This window comes from Vallitalea longa, assembly GCF_027923465.1.
In the GTDB taxonomy this organism is placed as follows: Bacteria; Bacillota; Clostridia; order Lachnospirales; family Vallitaleaceae; genus Vallitalea; species Vallitalea longa.
In genome coordinates this window covers 212735-230189 of sequence record NZ_BRLB01000002.1, presented here as the reverse complement: position 1 = coordinate 230189, position 17455 = coordinate 212735, and the positions used below count along the sequence as shown (strand labels likewise).

14 protein-coding genes are annotated in these 17455 nt (G+C 29.7%); all 14 read left to right on the top strand.

Annotation, left to right across the window (positions count from 1 at the left end; translation table 11 throughout):
* The first annotated feature begins 69 nt into the window (after window positions 1-69).
* The 14 genes from ispG to QMG30_RS07125 all read left to right on the top strand — a co-directional run bounded on the left by ispG (window position 70) and on the right by QMG30_RS07125 (window position 17413).
* A complete protein-coding gene (ispG, locus tag QMG30_RS07190) occupies window positions 70-1128 on the top strand; it encodes a flavodoxin-dependent (E)-4-hydroxy-3-methylbut-2-enyl-diphosphate synthase (protein WP_281813921.1) in 1059 nt (352 codons plus the stop codon).
* A gap of 23 nt (window positions 1129-1151) precedes the next feature.
* Window positions 1152-5477: a PolC-type DNA polymerase III gene (locus tag QMG30_RS07185; protein ID WP_281813919.1), complete on the top strand. Its 4326-nt coding sequence runs from the start codon at window positions 1152-1154 to the stop codon at window positions 5475-5477.
* A gap of 107 nt (window positions 5478-5584) precedes the next feature.
* Complete coding sequence (locus QMG30_RS07180; RefSeq protein WP_281813917.1) at window positions 5585-7087, top strand: sodium-dependent transporter; 1503 nt, start codon at window positions 5585-5587, stop codon at window positions 7085-7087.
* On the top strand, window positions 7087-7194 hold the full coding sequence (locus QMG30_RS07175; RefSeq protein ID WP_281813915.1) for a MetS family NSS transporter small subunit: 108 nt from the start codon (window positions 7087-7089) through the stop codon (window positions 7192-7194). Before QMG30_RS07180 ends, QMG30_RS07175 begins: the two co-directional genes overlap by 1 nt.
* A gap of 247 nt (window positions 7195-7441) precedes the next feature.
* The gene (rnhA, locus tag QMG30_RS07170; RefSeq protein WP_281813913.1) at window positions 7442-7924 is read left to right on the top strand and encodes a ribonuclease HI; all 483 of its coding nucleotides are present in this window, start codon (window positions 7442-7444) and stop codon (window positions 7922-7924) included.
* 220 nt (window positions 7925-8144) lie between these two features.
* Window positions 8145-8987: a M23 family metallopeptidase gene (locus QMG30_RS07165; protein WP_281813911.1), complete on the top strand. Its 843-nt coding sequence runs from the start codon at window positions 8145-8147 to the stop codon at window positions 8985-8987.
* Between the two features lie 97 nt (window positions 8988-9084).
* Complete coding sequence (locus QMG30_RS07160; protein ID WP_281813908.1) at window positions 9085-9891, top strand: GTP pyrophosphokinase; 807 nt, start codon at window positions 9085-9087, stop codon at window positions 9889-9891.
* 47 nt (window positions 9892-9938) lie between these two features.
* Window positions 9939-10625 (top strand): metallophosphoesterase, encoded by a 687-nt coding sequence (locus tag QMG30_RS07155; protein ID WP_281813906.1) that lies wholly within the window; start codon window positions 9939-9941, stop codon window positions 10623-10625.
* 44 nt (window positions 10626-10669) lie between these two features.
* Complete coding sequence (locus QMG30_RS07150) at window positions 10670-12037, top strand: RsmF rRNA methyltransferase first C-terminal domain-containing protein (RefSeq protein ID WP_281813904.1); 1368 nt, start codon at window positions 10670-10672, stop codon at window positions 12035-12037.
* 166 nt (window positions 12038-12203) lie between these two features.
* Window positions 12204-12875, top strand: a complete 672-nt coding sequence (locus tag QMG30_RS07145) for an HAD family hydrolase (RefSeq protein ID WP_281813902.1) — start codon at window positions 12204-12206, stop codon at window positions 12873-12875.
* Between the two features lie 43 nt (window positions 12876-12918).
* Complete coding sequence (locus QMG30_RS07140) at window positions 12919-13614, top strand: response regulator transcription factor (RefSeq protein WP_281813899.1); 696 nt, start codon at window positions 12919-12921, stop codon at window positions 13612-13614.
* On the top strand, window positions 13604-14701 hold the full coding sequence (locus QMG30_RS07135; protein WP_281813897.1) for a sensor histidine kinase: 1098 nt from the start codon (window positions 13604-13606) through the stop codon (window positions 14699-14701). The genes QMG30_RS07140 and QMG30_RS07135 overlap by 11 nt, the downstream gene beginning before the upstream one ends.
* A gap of 23 nt (window positions 14702-14724) precedes the next feature.
* Window positions 14725-16638 carry a YgiQ family radical SAM protein gene (locus QMG30_RS07130; protein ID WP_281813895.1) on the top strand — a complete coding sequence of 638 codons (1914 nt, stop codon included), beginning with the start codon at window positions 14725-14727 and terminating at the stop codon, window positions 16636-16638.
* A gap of 13 nt (window positions 16639-16651) precedes the next feature.
* Window positions 16652-17413, top strand: coding sequence for an SDR family NAD(P)-dependent oxidoreductase (locus QMG30_RS07125; RefSeq protein ID WP_281813893.1), 762 nt, complete (start codon window positions 16652-16654; stop codon window positions 17411-17413).
* Window positions 17414-17455 lie beyond the last annotated feature (42 nt).

The window sequence follows — 17455 nt, the reverse complement described above, 5'->3', positions numbered from 1 at the left end:
ACAAATGTTATGCAGACATAAAAGTATTATGGGACAGTCTAAATTTATGTGCAAAAAGGAGGTAAAGTTATGTACAGAGATGATACAAAAGTAATTAAAATAGGTAATAGAGTTATAGGAGGAGGCAATCCTATACTTATTCAGTCAATGACCAATACGAAGACTAATGATGTGGAAGCAACGGTTAATCAGATATTGACATTAGAAGAAGAAGGCTGTGAAATAATAAGAGTTGCAGTTCCTGATATAGAAGCTGCAAAAGCAATCGATGAAATAAAAAAGAGGATACATATTCCATTGGTAACAGATATACATTTTGATTATAAATTAGCACTTATGTCTATGGATTATGGGGCTGACAAAATAAGAATTAATCCTTCTAATATAGGAAATCTAGAAAGGGTTAATAAAATAGTTGAAAGAGCTAAGATTGATAATATACCTATAAGAATTGGAATCAATAGTGGATCTGTCGAAAAAGAAATTCTTAATAAGTATGGACATGTTACTGCTGAAGGATTGGTTGAAAGTACAGTAAATAATGTTAAGATTATAGAAGATATGGGTTATGATAATATAGTTATATCTCTAAAATCATCCGATGTACCTATGGCTATTAAAGCCCATAAACTTGTTGCAGAATCTATCAAGTATCCTATTCATGTAGGTATAACAGAAGCAGGGACTGTATGGTCTGGTACGATTAAGTCTACAGTTGGATTAGGTGTTATTCTAGCAGAAGGAATAGGAGATACAGTTAGGGTTTCTTTGACTGGAGATACTGTAGAAGAAGTTAGGGTAGCTAAAAAGGTACTAGAGACACTTAATCTACGTGAAAGAAACCATATTGAGATTGTTTCTTGCCCTACATGTGGAAGAACACAAATAGACCTTATTAAATTAGCTAATATGGTTGAAAAAAGATTTGGTAAGCTTAATAAGAAATTGAAAATAGCTGTTATGGGTTGTGTAGTAAACGGACCTGGTGAAGCCAAAGAAGCTGATCTTGGTATAGCAGGTGGTAAGGGAGTCGGTCTTATCTTTAGAAAAGGGGAAATTATTAAAAAAGTTCCAGAAGATGAATTAATCGATGAACTTGCGAAAGAAATAGAAAGATTCACTGAGTAATTTAGTTTAGGAGTTGATTTTATATGAGCAAATGTTTTGTGGAAGTTTTTGACGACTTACATCTTAATGATAATATATCAACATACTTTAACGATGCACAGGTTAAACGTGTTGTTATTAATACAAAAGCTAAAGAATTACAAATATATGTGTCATTCAATAATATTGTTCATATAAAATTCATACGTCAAGTTGAAAAAGTAATAGAAAATAGTTTATGTATTAATTCAGATCTGACAGTTAAAATTATTAGTGAGTATAATGTACAATATGATTTAGATAAATTATTATTGCTATATAAGGACAGTATATTGTATGAGTTAAAACAATATAGTCCTATTTGTTTCGGTATTCTCAAGAAAGCTGATATTAAAGTCGATAATAATATTATTATAATTATACTTAATAATGATATAGGAGATTTTCTAAAACAAAAACAAGTTGATAGAAAAATCCAAGATGTGTTAAACAGTAGATTTAATTTAGATACGACAGTAGTATTTAAATTAAATAAAGAAGCTGAAGAAAGCAACAAGGAATTTGTTAAGAAAAGGGAAAAGAAGGAAAAAGAATTCGTTACTAAGATTTTAAGTAATAATCCTGTTTCTTCCAACAAATCAACATCAAAAAACAAGAAGCAACAGTCATCAAAAAATGTTGATGATAGTAAAATGATTTATGGGAGAAAATTCGGTGGTGAAATTACTCCTATAGATGAAATCAATAACGAAATTGATGATTTGATTTTTGATGGAATAATAATAAGCGTTGAAAGCAGAGAGATTAAGAATGATAAGTACATAGTTGCATTTGATCTGACTAATGATAAAGATTCAATTACAGCAAAATGTTTTATTAAAAAAGATCAATTTGAAGAAGATGTAAAAGAAAGACTTGTCAAAGGAAAAGTAGTTAGAGTAAAAGGAAATCTACAATTTGATACTTTTTCAAAAGAAATGACGGTTATGGCAAGAGCGATTATGGAAATAAATGATTTCAGAATCAAACGTCTGGACTTAAGTAAGGACAAAAGGGTGGAACTCCATGCGCATACTCAAATGAGCGATATGGATAGTGTGGTAAGTGCAACAGCTTTGGTTAAACAAGCTATTGCATGGGGCCATGATGCTATAGCTATAACAGATCATGGTGTTGTACAAGCTTTTCCAGAAGCGTTTCATACTGCTGGTGGTAGTAATATTAAGATTATATATGGAGTCGAAGCATATTTAGTAGATGATCTAAAGTCAATAATACAAAATTCCAATGGACAAAGTCTAGATGACGAATATGTAGTATTTGACTTAGAAACTACAGGTTTCTATGCCGGGAAAGATAGAATAACTGAAATTGGTGCAGTAAAAGTTAAACAAGGTGAGATTATTGACAAGTTCAGTACTTTTGTTAATCCTGAAAGAATTATACCTGAAGAAGTTGTTAAGCTAACAAGTATAACAGATGAGTTAGTAGCAGATGCTCCTACATATAAGCAAATTCTACCGAAGTTTATGGAATTTGTTGGTAATTCGATTTTAGTTGCTCATAATGCGGATTTTGATATCAATTTTATTAGGCATTTCTGTAAAGAACTAGATATAGAAGTGGATAATACAATTGTTGATACATTAGAGCTTAGTAGAGTGTTATTACCAGATTTGAAAAATTATAAACTTAATACCGTTACTAAAGAATTAAGTATCAAACTTGAAAACCATCATAGGGCAGTTGATGATGCTCTAGCAACAGCAAAAATTTTTGTTCAGTTTATCAATATGCTTAAGAATAAAAATATCTATGATTTAAATGAATTAGAAGATTATTCTCATGAAGCAACTAAAAATGTTAAAAAGCTAAAATATTATCATGCAATAATATTAGCTAAAAATCTTGTAGGACTTAGGAATTTATATGAATTAATTTCTAAATCCCATATTGAGTATTTTTTTAGAAAACCTAGAATACCTAAAAGTGTTTATTTAAAGTTTAAAGAAGGATTATTAATCGGTTCAGCCTGTGAAGCAGGAGAATTATACAAAGCTGTACTAGATGAAAAACCTAAGGAAGAGATTGACCGATTAGTGAATTTCTATGATTATCTAGAAATTCAACCATTAATGAATAATGAGTTCATGATTAGAAATGGAAGAGTTGATGGTGTTGAGGATCTTAAAGAAATCAACAGAAAAATAATAAAGCTTGGTGAAGAGCATAATAAACTTGTAGTAGGTACATGTGATGTACATTTTCTTAATCCTAGTGATGAAGTATATAGACGTATTATTATGGCAGGTCAAGGTTTTAAAGATGCAGATGCACAACCGCCTCTATACTTTAGAACTACTGAAGAAATGTTACAAGAGTTTTCTTATCTTGGTGATGATAAAGCTAGAGAAATTGTTATTGATAATACAAGAAAAATATCAGATATGATTGAAAAGATTGATCCTGTACCTCCTGATAAGTATCCACCTGTAATTGAAGGATCTGAAGAGAATCTAAAAGAAATATGTGAAAGCAAAGCTAAATCAATATATGGAGACCCATTACCTGATATAGTTGAAGAACGCTTAGAACGTGAACTTAATTCAATAATTTCTAATGGTTTTGCGGTTATGTATATCATAGCTCAAAAGCTAGTATGGAAATCTAACGAAGATGGGTATTTAGTTGGTTCTAGAGGTTCAGTTGGCTCATCGTTCGCAGCAACTATGGCTGGTATAACAGAGGTAAATCCTTTATCACCTCATTATATTTGTCCTAATTGCAAATATAGTGATTTTGATTCTGAGATAGTTAAAAAGAATGCAGGTAATTCAGGATGTGATTTACCAGATAAAAAATGTCCTAAGTGTGGTACTGATCTAATAAAAGAGGGGCATGATATACCATTTGAAACTTTCTTAGGATTTAAAGGAAACAAAGAGCCTGATATTGATCTTAACTTTTCAGGAGAATATCAAAGTAAAGCACATGACTATACAGAAGTCATTTTTGGTAAAGGTCATGTATTTAGAGCTGGAACCATTGGAACTTTGGCTGAAAAAACTGCTTATGGATTTGTTAAAAAGTATTTTGATGAAAAAGGCGTTAATGTTAGAAATGCTGAAGTTAATAGACTTGTAGCAGGTTGTACAGGTGCTAGACGTACAACAGGACAGCATCCAGGTGGAATTATAGTTGTTCCTACTAGTGAGGAAATATATAAATTCACTCCAGTTCAAAGACCAGCAAATGATATGACTACTAAAACAATAACAACACATTTTGATTATCACTCAATTGATCATAACCTTTTGAAACTTGATATATTAGGACATGATGATCCTACGATGATAAGAATGCTAGAAGATATTACTGGACTTGATGCTCAGAAAATAAGGCTTGATGAACCTAAAGTCGCTTCGTTATTTACAAGTACGAAAGCATTAGGGATAAAACCAGAAGATATAGATGGATGTCCGCTTGGTTCCCTTGGAATTCCAGAGTTTGGAACTGACTTTGTTATTCAGATGTTACTTGATACAAAACCTACAACTTTTTCAGAACTATGTAAAATATCAGTTCTATCTCATGGAACAGACGTATGGTTGAATAATGCACAAGAACTAATTAGGGATGGTAAAGCTACTATTGCAGAAGTAATATCATCTCGTGACGATATTATGGTATATCTAATAAATATGGGACTAGATAAAGAACTATCATTTACCATCATGGAAAGTGTAAGAAAAGGTAAAGGATTAAAACCTGAATGGGAAGAAATTATGACATCTAATGGTGTACCAGATTGGTATATATGGTCATGTAGACAAATTAAATATATGTTCCCTAAGGCACATGCTGTTGCATATGTAATGATGGCATATAGAATAGCTTACTTTAAAGTATACCATCCAGAGGCTTATTATGCTACTTATTTCAGTATCAGGGCATCAGACTTTGATTATGAATTAATGTGTAATGGTAAAGATAAAATTGATAATTATATTAAAGATTATAAAAGCAGACTTAATGAATTAACCAAGAAAGAAAAAGATACACTAAAAGATATGAAGATAGTTCAGGAGATGTATGCAAGGAAGATTAATTTTATTCCTATTGATTTATATAAGGTTAAATCCAAACTATTTCAAGTAATGGATGGAAGGATAATGCCTTCTCTAAGTGCTATTCAGGGACTTGGTGAAAAAGCTGCTGAGAATATTGTAAATGCTAGAGAAAATGGGATATTTTTATCTGTTGATGAACTGAGACAAAGAACAAAAATCAGCAAAACAGTAATTGAGATAATGAAACAGAATCATATAATAGATGGTATGCCAGAATCAAATCAACTGAGTTTGTTTTAATTATCGTGATATATGATAAACATAAAACAAATAGTGACTTTATAAAAGTATAATAGTGACTATATAATAACATAATAAGAACCATATATGGAAAGGAAGATTATAATATGGCAAAAAGAGAGCAATGGGGATCTAGAGTTGGTTTTATATTAGCAGCTATAGGTTCAGCTGTAGGTTTAGGGAATATATGGAGATTTCCTTATGCAGTAGCAGAAAATGGTGGAGGAGCATTTCTTATACCGTATTTCATAGCATTAATTACAGCAGGTATTCCAATTCTCATATTAGAATTTGGTCTAGGTCACAAAATGAGAACATCTGCACCGGGTATATTCGGAAGAATTAACTCAAAATGGCAGAAACTCGGTTGGTGGCAAACCATGATAGCATTTGCTATTTCAATATATTATATGGCTGTAATAGGTTGGTCATTAAGGTATGTGTTATTTGCATTTGATCTATCTTGGGGTAATGATACGAAAGATTTTTTCTTTAATAGCTTTTTACATGGAAATGGCTCAGCTTTTAACTTTACTTTTCATCTTGACTTATTAATTCCAATAATATTGATTTGGTTAATTAACTTTGGTGTAATAGCTTTTGGAGTTAAAAAAGGAATTGAAAAAGCTACTAAAGTATTTATGCCAATTCTATTCTTGGCAATTGTAATTATTACAATTCGTGGATTAACATTACCAGGAGCTCTTGATGGACTTAATTATTTCTTCAAGCCTGATTTCAGTAAGATATTAGATGGTCGTGTATGGATTGCTGCATATGGACAAATATTCTATTCATTAAGTATATGTTTTGGTATAATGTTAGCTTATTCAAGTTACTTACCAAAAAAATCAGATATAGTAAATAATGCTTTTATTACTGCTTTCGGTAACTGCTCATTTAGTCTTTTATCTGGAATAGCTGTTTTCAGTATACTTGGGAATATGGCTTTAAATAATGGTAAAGCTGTTGCTGACGTTGCTACAGATGGTGTAGGATTGGCATTTGTTGTTTTCCCATCAGCAATAAATGGGTTACCTAATTTCAATCAAATATTTGGTGTATTATTCTTTTTATCCTTATTCTTTGCAGGTGTTTCATCAAGTATTTCAATTATTGAGACAGTAATTTCTGCTGTAACGGATAAATTTAATATCAAAAGAATTACCGCACTTTCAATTATTTGTAGTATAGGATTAGTATTATCCTTAGTCTATGCAACAGGTGCTGGATTATATGTACTTGACATTGCAGATTATTTCTTGAATAATTATGGTGTAGCTGTAGCAGGACTTATTGAAACAATATTGATTACATGGTTCTTTAACATTAGAAGTATCAAAGACTATGTTAATCCAATATCTGATTTTGCTATTGGTAATTGGTGGATTGTATCTATTAAATATGTTACACCATTATTACTTGGCGTAATGACAATACTTAAGATTATTGATGATGTTACTAAACCTTATGGAGGTTATCCAACAAAAGCACTCATGATATATGGAATTGGAATTATGGTTATGACAGTTGCTGTTGGTTTCATAATTTCATCCTTAAAAGGTTCTAAAAGTTTTGAAGCATCAATGAAAAAAAGGAGTGAAAAATAATGGAATTCGATTCAATAATATTCTGCATATTTAGTATATTGTTTTTATGGGGCGGTTTTGCTACTTGCCTTAGAATTGCATTAAAAAACAATAAATTTGAGGCTTAGAGTTTAGTAAGTTAAACTATTAATGATATATAAGTTTAAAGGGACTATGTGATATCTTCCATAGTCCCTTATTAAAATGAATTGAAATTTATTAAATATTAACAAATAAGTAAAAGAAATGTCTATTATTAGTAATTAAATATTCCGTTACTATAGATTATATACATAACTGTTAAATTATGTTAAAATTAATATATTGTTTACAAATAAAAATTATGATTAACATACTATTATTTGGAGGGAAGTCATGAAAGAAATTAATATTTATACTGATGGAGCATGTAGAGGTAATCCTGATGGACCTGGAGGTTATGGTGTTGTTCTTGAATATTTAGATAAATCAGGAGATAAACATATAAAAGAATTATCGTGTGGATATAAAAGTACTACTAATAATAGAATGGAACTAATGGGGGTTCTCAAGGCATTAGAAGCCCTGAATAAGCCTTGTAAAGTTGAACTATATACCGATTCACAATATATAGTTAATTCTTTTAATAAAGGGTGGCTAGATAACTGGATTAAGAACAATTGGAAAAGAGGTAAAAATAAAAAAGAAGATGTCAAGAATGTAGATTTATGGAAAAGAATAATAGATGCAATGAGAAATCATGAAGTTGCTTTTAACTGGGTTAAGGGACATGCTTCTCATCCACAAAATGAAAGATGTGATTTTTTAGCAACCAGTGCGGCTGATGGCGATAATCTGGTTGAAGATGAAAGACTATAAAATGAATACCAATTCATAAGCGCTTTTTTCATAAGATTACGTGGAGAAAAATAGAGTTGGTTGTGTACGTGAACTGTTATATAATACATTTTAGATATTAGTATTATGTAACAGTTAATTTATGTTAATATAATTTTAGTGACATATTCATTCTGATATACAGTTATATTTTATTAACAATAAATCATATATTATAAAAAACTAGGATTATTATGTGGATATGAAAAATACTATATTTAGATTGTTGATTGTTATTTTTATTATTGCATTTTTTAATTCAATGCTACTAGAAAAATTATATAATAGAGAAGATAAATTAAAATATATACAGATTAAAACTATGGAAGAAGCAGAAAGAATTGCTGAATTTAATGTAACAGACGAATCGATTAAAGAAATAAAAGCGTATTGCGATACTAATGATATAGATTTTATTGAATTCTTTTCTTCATATATGAAGTATAATAATTATGAAGTCGATAGCGTTTCCTATGATTATAATGAAGAATATTATCAAGGTGTTAATGATATCGATGCAGTCAAAAAGTTATATAGTATGGTTTTATCTGATATTCAATATTTTCCTATACCAAAAAACAAAAAAGATGACTCAAGAAATTATTGGTATTGTAATTCTTGGTTGGCAGATAGGTCATATGGTGGTGAGAGAAAGCATTATGGGACAGATATCATGGATACTGAAAACGAAAGAGGATATTTTCCAATAGTCAGTATGACAGATGGTAAGGTTGAAAAGATAGGGTGGTTGGAACTTGGAGGTTGGAGAATAGGAATAAGAGCAGAACATGGAGGATATTTTTATTATGCTCATTTAGATAAATATGCAAAAGGTATTAAAAAAGGAAGCAGTGTAAAGGCTGGTGATATAATAGGCTATATGGGTGACAGTGGATATGGTGAAGAAGGTACATGTGGAAAATTTGAAGTTCACCTACACTTAGGAATTTCCTTGCCTATAGAATATATATCTGATGAATTTTGGATTAATCCATACTGGATTCTAAGATATATGGAAGATAGTAAAATTACTAAAAGTTTTTAGATGTAATAATTATAATTTTCATACAACATATGGTATAATATACATGTAGTAGATTGTTATGGATTAGGTTTAAATATTTACAAGGAGTTGGTGCAACTTGGAAATTCAATTATGGAGGCAAATATTAATTCCATATCAACAGGCAGTAGAAGAGTTGAAAGTTAAATTTGCTAGTATAGTACATGAAAACAGAAGATTAGGACAGTATTCACCTATTGAATATGTTACTGGAAGAGTTAAAAAAATATCTAATATATTAGAAAAAGCTAAGAAAAAAAATATACCTATAAATCAAATTGAAGATAAGATAGATGATATAGCTGGTATAAGAATCCTTTGCCAATTTGTTGAAGATATCGATAAGGTAGTTGCTATAATAAGAAGCAGAAAAGATATGGAAATCAAAGATGAAATAGATTATATATCAAACACTAAGAAAAGTGGCTATAGAAGTTATCACATTATTGTATATTATGATGTTCATACAGCTCTTGGTGCTAAGAGAATAAAAGCTGAGATTCAGATAAGAACTTTATCTATGAATTTCTGGGCAACCATAGAACATTCATTACAGTATAAATATGAACACAACATTCCTGAAGATATTCAAGAAAGATTGATGAATGCAGCAGAAGCAGCGTTTAAATTAGATAAAGAGATGTCTATAATTAGGAATGAAATAATAAAAGCTCAGAATTTATTTCAATTAAAATCCAGTGTTATAGCTGATATACTTAATAATATACAGAATCTGCATAAAGTATGTGATGATATAAAAGAAGTGGAACATATTCAGGAAGAGTTTTATGATTTATGGGACAAAGGTAATTTTGAACAGCTTGATAAATTTAACAAGAGACTAGATATGCTAGCAGCTGGATACAAAGCTCAAAGTTTAAATTAATAATTATATAGCTGTAATCACCAGATATTCGATGAAAGGATGTTTATATGATTTATGCAATAGGTGATTTGCATTTAGGTTTTAGTAATGATAAGCCTATGAATGTTTTTGGAAAAAATTGGGACAAACATTATATTAAGATTAAAGAGGATTGGGAAAGAAGAGTTAAAGATGACGATCTGGTATTGGTTCCTGGGGATATATCATGGGCTATGAAACTAGAAGAAGCAAAAAAAGATATTGATTTCATAAAAAGACTTCCGGGAAGAAAAATATTAGTAAAAGGTAATCATGATTATTGGTGGAGCTCTCTTAATAAAGTATCTACAATGTATAAAGAATTAGAGTTCATACAAAACAATAGTATAATCTATAACGATATAGCCATTTGTGGTACTAGAGGATGGATATGTCCTAATAAAGTTAAGTTTACCGAAGATGACGAAAAATTATATTATCGAGAAGTCAATCGTACTAAAATAGCTTTAGATAATGCAAGAAAACATGCTGATAAAATATATGTTATGACACATTTTCCACCTACAAATGACAAACTGGAACCATCTGAATTCACAAAATTATATGATGAGTATAACGTTGATAAGGTAATATATGGACATCTACACGGAAAAGAAAGTTTTAAGATGGGACTTCAAGGAATAAGAGATGATGTAGAGTATATATTAGTATCTTGTGATTATCTTGATTTTAAGTTGAAAATAATTGATAAATAAAAAAGATGTTAATAGCAGTTTTAACATAGAGAGGAGATTAACATTTGATTTTACCTGAAATATATTTAGCTAGAATGAAAGAATTATTAAAAGATGAATATAATGATTATATTACATCTTTTGATAAAGAACGTTATTATGGTCTACGAATAAATAATCTTAAAATAGATACTACTGATTTTGTAAAACTTTCCCCTTTCAATTTAGATAAAATTCATTGGACTTCCAATGGATATTATTATGGAAATAATGATAAACCTTCAAAACACCCATATTATTATGCTGGACTTTATTATTTACAAGAACCTAGTGCAATGACTCCAGCAGAATTATTCAAAATAGACCTAAATGATAAAGTACTTGATTTATGTGCTGCACCAGGAGGTAAAAGTACGGAACTAGGTGCAAAGTTAAAAGGTACAGGGGTCCTTGTATGTAATGATATAAGTGCTTCTAGAGCCAAAGCATTACTTAAAAACATTGAATTATCAGGAATAAGTAATAGTTTGGTACTTAGCGAAACTCCAGAGAAATTGAGCAGTTATTTTCCTGAGTATTTTGATAAAATATTAATAGATGCTCCTTGTTCAGGGGAAGGGATGTTTCGTAAAGATACTTCAATGATAAAAAATTGGAGCGAAGAATCAGTAAAGAATTATAGTAATATTCAGCGAACCATTCTTCCACATGCGGCAAGCATGTTAAAATCAGGTGGTTATATGATGTATTCTACTTGTACATTCTCACCTGAGGAAAATGAACAAACAATCAGTCGTTTCCTAAATGATCACAAAGAATTTGAATTGGTTGATCTACCTGATTTTAAAGGATTCGATAGAGGTAGATCTGAATATGCTTTTGGTTATGAGTATGATTTTAGTAAAGCAGTTAGATTATGGCCACACAAGATTAAAGGTGAGGGCCATTTTGTTGCGCTATTGTATAAGAAGGATGAAGCTTCTAGTTATAGATGTAAAATATATAATAGTAATATAAAAGAAAAAGACATCGAGTTATTTAGTAAGTTTAAAAAAGAATTTCTGAATATTGATTTTGACATTAAAAGGTTGAGCATAATAAAAGATAAATTATACTATATGCCAGATGAGATACCAAGTTTAAAAGGTCTTCGTTTGTTAAGGACAGGTCTATATCTAGGAGATATCAAGAAAAATAGATTTGAACCATCACAAGCTTTAGCTTCTTCATTAAAAATCAAACAATTTAATAATGTTATTGATTTAGAGGTTAATGATGATAAAGTCATAAGATACCTAAAAGGTGAAACATTACAATTACAAGGAATGAATGGATGGAATTTAATTTGTGTAGACAATTACCCTTTAGGTTTTGCCAAGAAATCAAATAATCTATTAAAGAATAAATATTATTCTGGTTGGAGATGGATGTAATTAGTTATAGGAAAATGCTATGGTAATATGTTATAATTAGATAATTCAACCTACTTAGTATAGAATAGCAGAGAGATAACAAGATATCTTAATAAATAATGGTTGAACTTGTAAAATAAGTACTTGTTGAAATTACTATAAATACTTAATGAGAAGGGTGATGAAAATGTTAACAAATATAAAAGCCGTATTATTTGATTTAGACGGAACCTTGGTTGATTCAATGTGGCTTTGGAAATCAATTGATATAGAATATCTCGGTAGATACAATATAGAATTACCAGAAAAACTAGAAGACAAGATAGAAGGAATGAGCTTTACGGAAACGGCGAACTACTTTAAGGAAACCTTTAATATACCGGAATCGATAGAAGAGATAAAAAAGACTTGGAATGATATGGCATGGGATTATTATGTTAATAAGGTTGGATTGAAAAATGGCATTATGGAATTTCTTGAGTATCTGATAAAAAACAATATTACAATAGGTATTGGTTCAAGTAATTCAATAGACCTTGTTAATGTGGTATTGAAGAAGTATAATATGATTGACTATTTTACAACAATAAGAACATCATGTGAAGTAGATAGGGGTAAACCTTTTCCAGATATATATTTGAAAGTTGCAGAAGATTTGAAGGTGAAACCTGAAGAATGTCTTGTTTTTGAAGATATACCTAAAGGAATTATAGCCGGAAAAGATGCAGGAATGAAAGTATGTGCAATATATGATGATTATTCCAAGAGTTTGGATGATGAAAAGAGAAGATTAGCAGATTATTATATAAAAGATTATAATGAACTATTATCAATCTTTGGCAAAGTTCAAGAAGCTTAAAAATATTGAGTATAAATAGAGAATAATAGGGTAGGAAATAAAAATGGAAGAAATTAATATTTTAGTTGTAGAAGATGAAAAAGAAATATCTGAATTAATAAAAACCAATTTAGAAAAAGAAGGTTTTAGTGTATATCAGGCTTATGATGGGAAAATTGGGTTGAATATGGCATTAACTAAAGATATTCAAATAGTAATTTTGGATATCATGTTACCTAATATGGATGGATTAGAAGTATGTAGGCAGATTAGGACCAAAAAAAATGTCCCAATAATAATGTTGAGTGCAAAATCACAGGATATAGATAAGATAGTTGGACTTAGCATTGGAGCAGATGATTATATATGTAAGCCTTTCAATATGATGGAACTTAATGCCAGAATACGTTCACAACTCAGAAGATATCTATATCTTAACGATAGTAATATAAATAAGAATAATACAATTATGGTTAAAGATTTGATGATAGATCTAGAGAGCCATGAAGTTTCTATAGGAGATGAAGAAATTAAATTAACCCCTACAGAATACGATATATTAGTTTTATTAGCTAAAAATATTGGCAAGGTTTTTAGTAGTGAAAAAATATTTGAAGAAATATGGGAAGATAAATATTATGAAACCAACAATAATGTTATGGTTCATATAAGAAATATAAGGGAAAAGCTAAATGATAATTCTAAGGACCCAAGATATATAAAAACCATATGGGGAGTTGGATATAAAATTGAAAAATAGATTTCTCAAAAGTATTAGATTCAAAGTTGTTATTATCTGTATAGAAAGCTTTTTGTTGAGTGCTGCTACATTATATATTATATATCAAATCCTTTATATAAACAGATATAAAGGATTTGTAAGAAATGTATATGATATATTGATGGAATATACTACAATACAAGGATTGATTATTTTTACCTTGGTATTCTTGTTTATAATATATTTATTAATCTTGGTGTCTAGGATAATTAGATATATTGATAAAATATCTATAGGTGTCAATGAAATAGCAAAAGGTAATTTTGATAATAAAATAGACAAAATCTCCAATGATGAATTAGGACAGTTATCTAAAAATATCAATAATATGTCAGATCAGATACAGAATCTAATTAAACAACAACAGCAAATAACAGAAAGTAAGAACTACTTGATAACAGGTTTATCACATGATCTAAAAACACCTCTGACTTCAATATATGGATACCTGGAATTAATTAATAATGATAAGTATAAAGATGAAGTTGAGTTAAGATATTATACTGATATAGCTTTTAGGAAGACTATTCAATTGAAGAACATGATAGAACAATTATTTACCTATACTAAATACAATTCTTCAAGTATGAAAATAAATAAAGTCACTATTAATGTAAAAGAAATGCTTAATCAATTAGTAGTAGAATACTATCCTTATTTTCTAAAACAAAATCTGGAATGTAGATTGAAATTTAATGAAGAAAAATATGAAATAAATGCGGATAGTGATCTATTGTTTCGTGTTTTTGAAAATCTGATTTCCAATGCGGTAAGATATAGTGGAGAAAATAGTAAATATATTGATATTAAAATAGAATCAAAGGGTGGCAAAATATATATTCATTTCATTAATTATGATAATATGATACCTGCATATGAACAGCAGTTTATTTTTAATAGATTCTATAAAATTGAGCAAGCTAGAGATTATGACTTTAATAGTTCTGGTTTAGGTCTTAATATAGCCAAGACGATAGTGGAGTTAAATAATGGTAAAATAGGTGTAGTCAGTAAAGATAACAAGACTATATTTACAGTTGCATTTAACAAGTTGATAGATAAATAAAGTCTAGTAAAGGAAAGATAAAAATGACTAAAGATTATTTGCCCATAAGTAGAGCAGACATGGAAAAAAGAGGTTGGAAAGAGGTAGATTTTGCTTTTATTAGTGGAGATGCATATGTAGATCATCCCTCTTTTGGAGTAGCTATAATAAGCAGATATTTGGAAGCTTATGGATATAAAGTAGGTATTATTCCACAACCACGATGGGATACGACAGAAGATATTACTGTTTTTGGAAGACCTAGATTAGGGTTTCTAGTAACAGCTGGTAATATTGATTCAATGGTTAATCATTATAGTGTTGCAAAAAAAAGAAGACAAAAAGATGCGTATACTCCAGGTGGAGTAATAGGTAAAAGACCTGATAGAGCAACAATCGTTTATGCTAATTTGATTAAAAGAGTATATAAAGATGTTCCCGTTATTTTAGGTGGAATAGAAGCCAGTTTGAGAAGACTAGCTCATTATGATTACTGGAACAATAAGATAAAACGTTCTATATTACTTGATTCACAAGCTGATATTTTATTATACGGCATGGGTGAAAAGTCTATTATTGAGTTAGCTGATGCTCTAGATAGTGGGATTTATGTTAAGGATATAACTTATATAAAAGGGATTGCATATAAGGCTAAGAATCTTGATAGTGTTTACGATTATATTAAATTACCATCATATCAAGATATTAACGGTGACAAGAAAAAATATGCAGAAAGTTTTATGGTTCAATATAACAATACTGATTTCTATAATGGAAAGAGATTAGCTGAAAAGTACAAAGATAATGAATATATCATTCAAAATCCTCCCTCAACGCCATTGAGTCAATCAGAGATGGATAGTGTTTATGCATTACCATATATGAGAGATTATCATCCTGTGTATGAAAAAGATGGAGGAGTCCCTGCGATAAAAGAAGTGAAATTTAGTTTGATCAGTAATAGAGGTTGTTTTGGAGGGTGTAGTTTTTGTGCTCTTACGTTTCATCAAGGGAGAGTTGTCCAGACTAGAAGCCATAAATCTATAGTCGATGAAGCCAAAGATATAATAGGGGACAAAGATTTTAAGGGATATATTCACGATGTAGGTGGACCTACTGCTAACTTTAGACATGCTGCATGTGAAAAACAATTAAAATATGGTGCATGTAAAGATAAACAATGTCTATTTCCTCAGCCTTGTAATAATTTAAAAGTAGACCATTCAGACTATCTAAGTCTACTAAGAAAATTAAGAGAATTACCTAAGGTTAAAAAAGTTTTTGTGCGTTCAGGAATTAGATTTGATTATCTTATGAAAGATAAAGATGATACTTTTTTCAAAGAATTAGTTCAACATCATGTGTCAGGACAATTAAAAGTTGCTCCAGAACATATATCTGATAAAGTTTTAGAAAAAATGGGAAAACCGAAGGTTGAGATATATAATGAGTTTGTAAAAAAATACAACAATATAAATAAGAAATTAAATAAAAAACAATACTTAGTTCCATACCTTATGTCAAGTCACCCAGGATCTGATTTAAAACAGGCAGTAGAACTTGCGGTTTATTTAAGAGATCTTGGATACATGCCAGAGCAGGTACAGGATTTTTATCCTACACCTTCAACTTTATCAACATGTATGTATTATACTGAGCTTGATCCTAGAACTATGGAAAAAGTATTCGTACCAAAGTCTCCACATGAAAAAGCTATGCAGAGAGCTCTTATTCAATATAGGAATCCTAAGAATTATAGACTTGTTCATGAAGCTTTGATTTTAACTGGAAGAGAAGATTTAATTGGGTATGATAAGAATTGTCTTATTAGACCAAAAATAAATAAAGGTAATTATAGTAGTAAAAGAATAGATGATAGCGATATTAGTAACACTAAGAAAGTTAAGAGAAAAAAGAAAACAATACGTAACGTTCATAAAAAGAAAAACACTAGGTAAGGAGTTGATATTCATGAAGAAAATTGCTGTTATAACAGGTGCTTCATCAGGTTTCGGTAGGGAATTTGTTAAACAAATATGTATGTCAAAAGGTTATAATTTTGATGAAATTTGGATTATAGCCAGAAGAAAAGAAAGACTGACTAATTTAGCAAGTAAATTTCCTAAGCAAATTTTTAAGATATTAGATCTGGACTTGGCAGATGAAAAGTGCTTGCAGAAATATAAAAACATTCTACAACAGGAAAAACCTAATGTGAAATTGCTTATTAATAATGCTGGTCTAGGTAAAGTAGGTTGTTTTGATAAAATTGCTTTAGATGATAACATGAATATGATAGATGTCAATATCAAAGCTCTAACATATATCACACATGTAACTCTTAAATATATGAGAAAATCATCTAGAATCATACACATTGCATCTTCCGCTGCTTTTTTACCTCAACCTAAGTTTGCAGTATATGCTGCGACTAAATCATATGTTTTAAGCTTTTCAAGAGCTCTTGAAAGAGAATTAAATGATAGAGGAATATATGTTACAGCCGTTTGTCCAGGGCCTGTAGAAACAGAATTCTTCAAAGTAGCTTCTAATAATGAGACACCTAAGTCATTTAAAAGATTTTTCTTTGAACCTGCCAACTTAGTGGTCAGTAAAGCATTATATGATTCAAGAAGAGGTAATCATATTTCAATACAAGGTAAAAGTATGAAAGGATTACAGATATTATCTAAAGTAATTCCACATAGTTTTTTATTAAAGTTTATTAAATGATTATATTTGTACAATTATATTAATTAGATTAATAAAGTGAAT

Coding starts and splice junctions, on each gene's coding strand:
- ispG (WP_281813921.1), top strand. CDS start 70: ATGTACAGAGATGATACAAAAGTAATTAAAATAGGTAATAGAGTTATA.
- QMG30_RS07185 (WP_281813919.1), top strand. CDS start 1,152: ATGAGCAAATGTTTTGTGGAAGTTTTTGACGACTTACATCTTAATGAT.
- QMG30_RS07180 (WP_281813917.1), top strand. CDS start 5,585: ATGGCAAAAAGAGAGCAATGGGGATCTAGAGTTGGTTTTATATTAGCA.
- QMG30_RS07175 (WP_281813915.1), top strand. CDS start 7,087: ATGGAATTCGATTCAATAATATTCTGCATATTTAGTATATTGTTTTTA.
- rnhA (WP_281813913.1), top strand. CDS start 7,442: ATGAAAGAAATTAATATTTATACTGATGGAGCATGTAGAGGTAATCCT.
- QMG30_RS07165 (WP_281813911.1), top strand. CDS start 8,145: ATGAAAAATACTATATTTAGATTGTTGATTGTTATTTTTATTATTGCA.
- QMG30_RS07155 (WP_281813906.1), top strand. CDS start 9,939: ATGATTTATGCAATAGGTGATTTGCATTTAGGTTTTAGTAATGATAAG.
- QMG30_RS07145 (WP_281813902.1), top strand. CDS start 12,204: ATGTTAACAAATATAAAAGCCGTATTATTTGATTTAGACGGAACCTTG.
- QMG30_RS07140 (WP_281813899.1), top strand. CDS start 12,919: ATGGAAGAAATTAATATTTTAGTTGTAGAAGATGAAAAAGAAATATCT.
- QMG30_RS07130 (WP_281813895.1), top strand. CDS start 14,725: ATGACTAAAGATTATTTGCCCATAAGTAGAGCAGACATGGAAAAAAGA.
- QMG30_RS07125 (WP_281813893.1), top strand. CDS start 16,652: ATGAAGAAAATTGCTGTTATAACAGGTGCTTCATCAGGTTTCGGTAGG.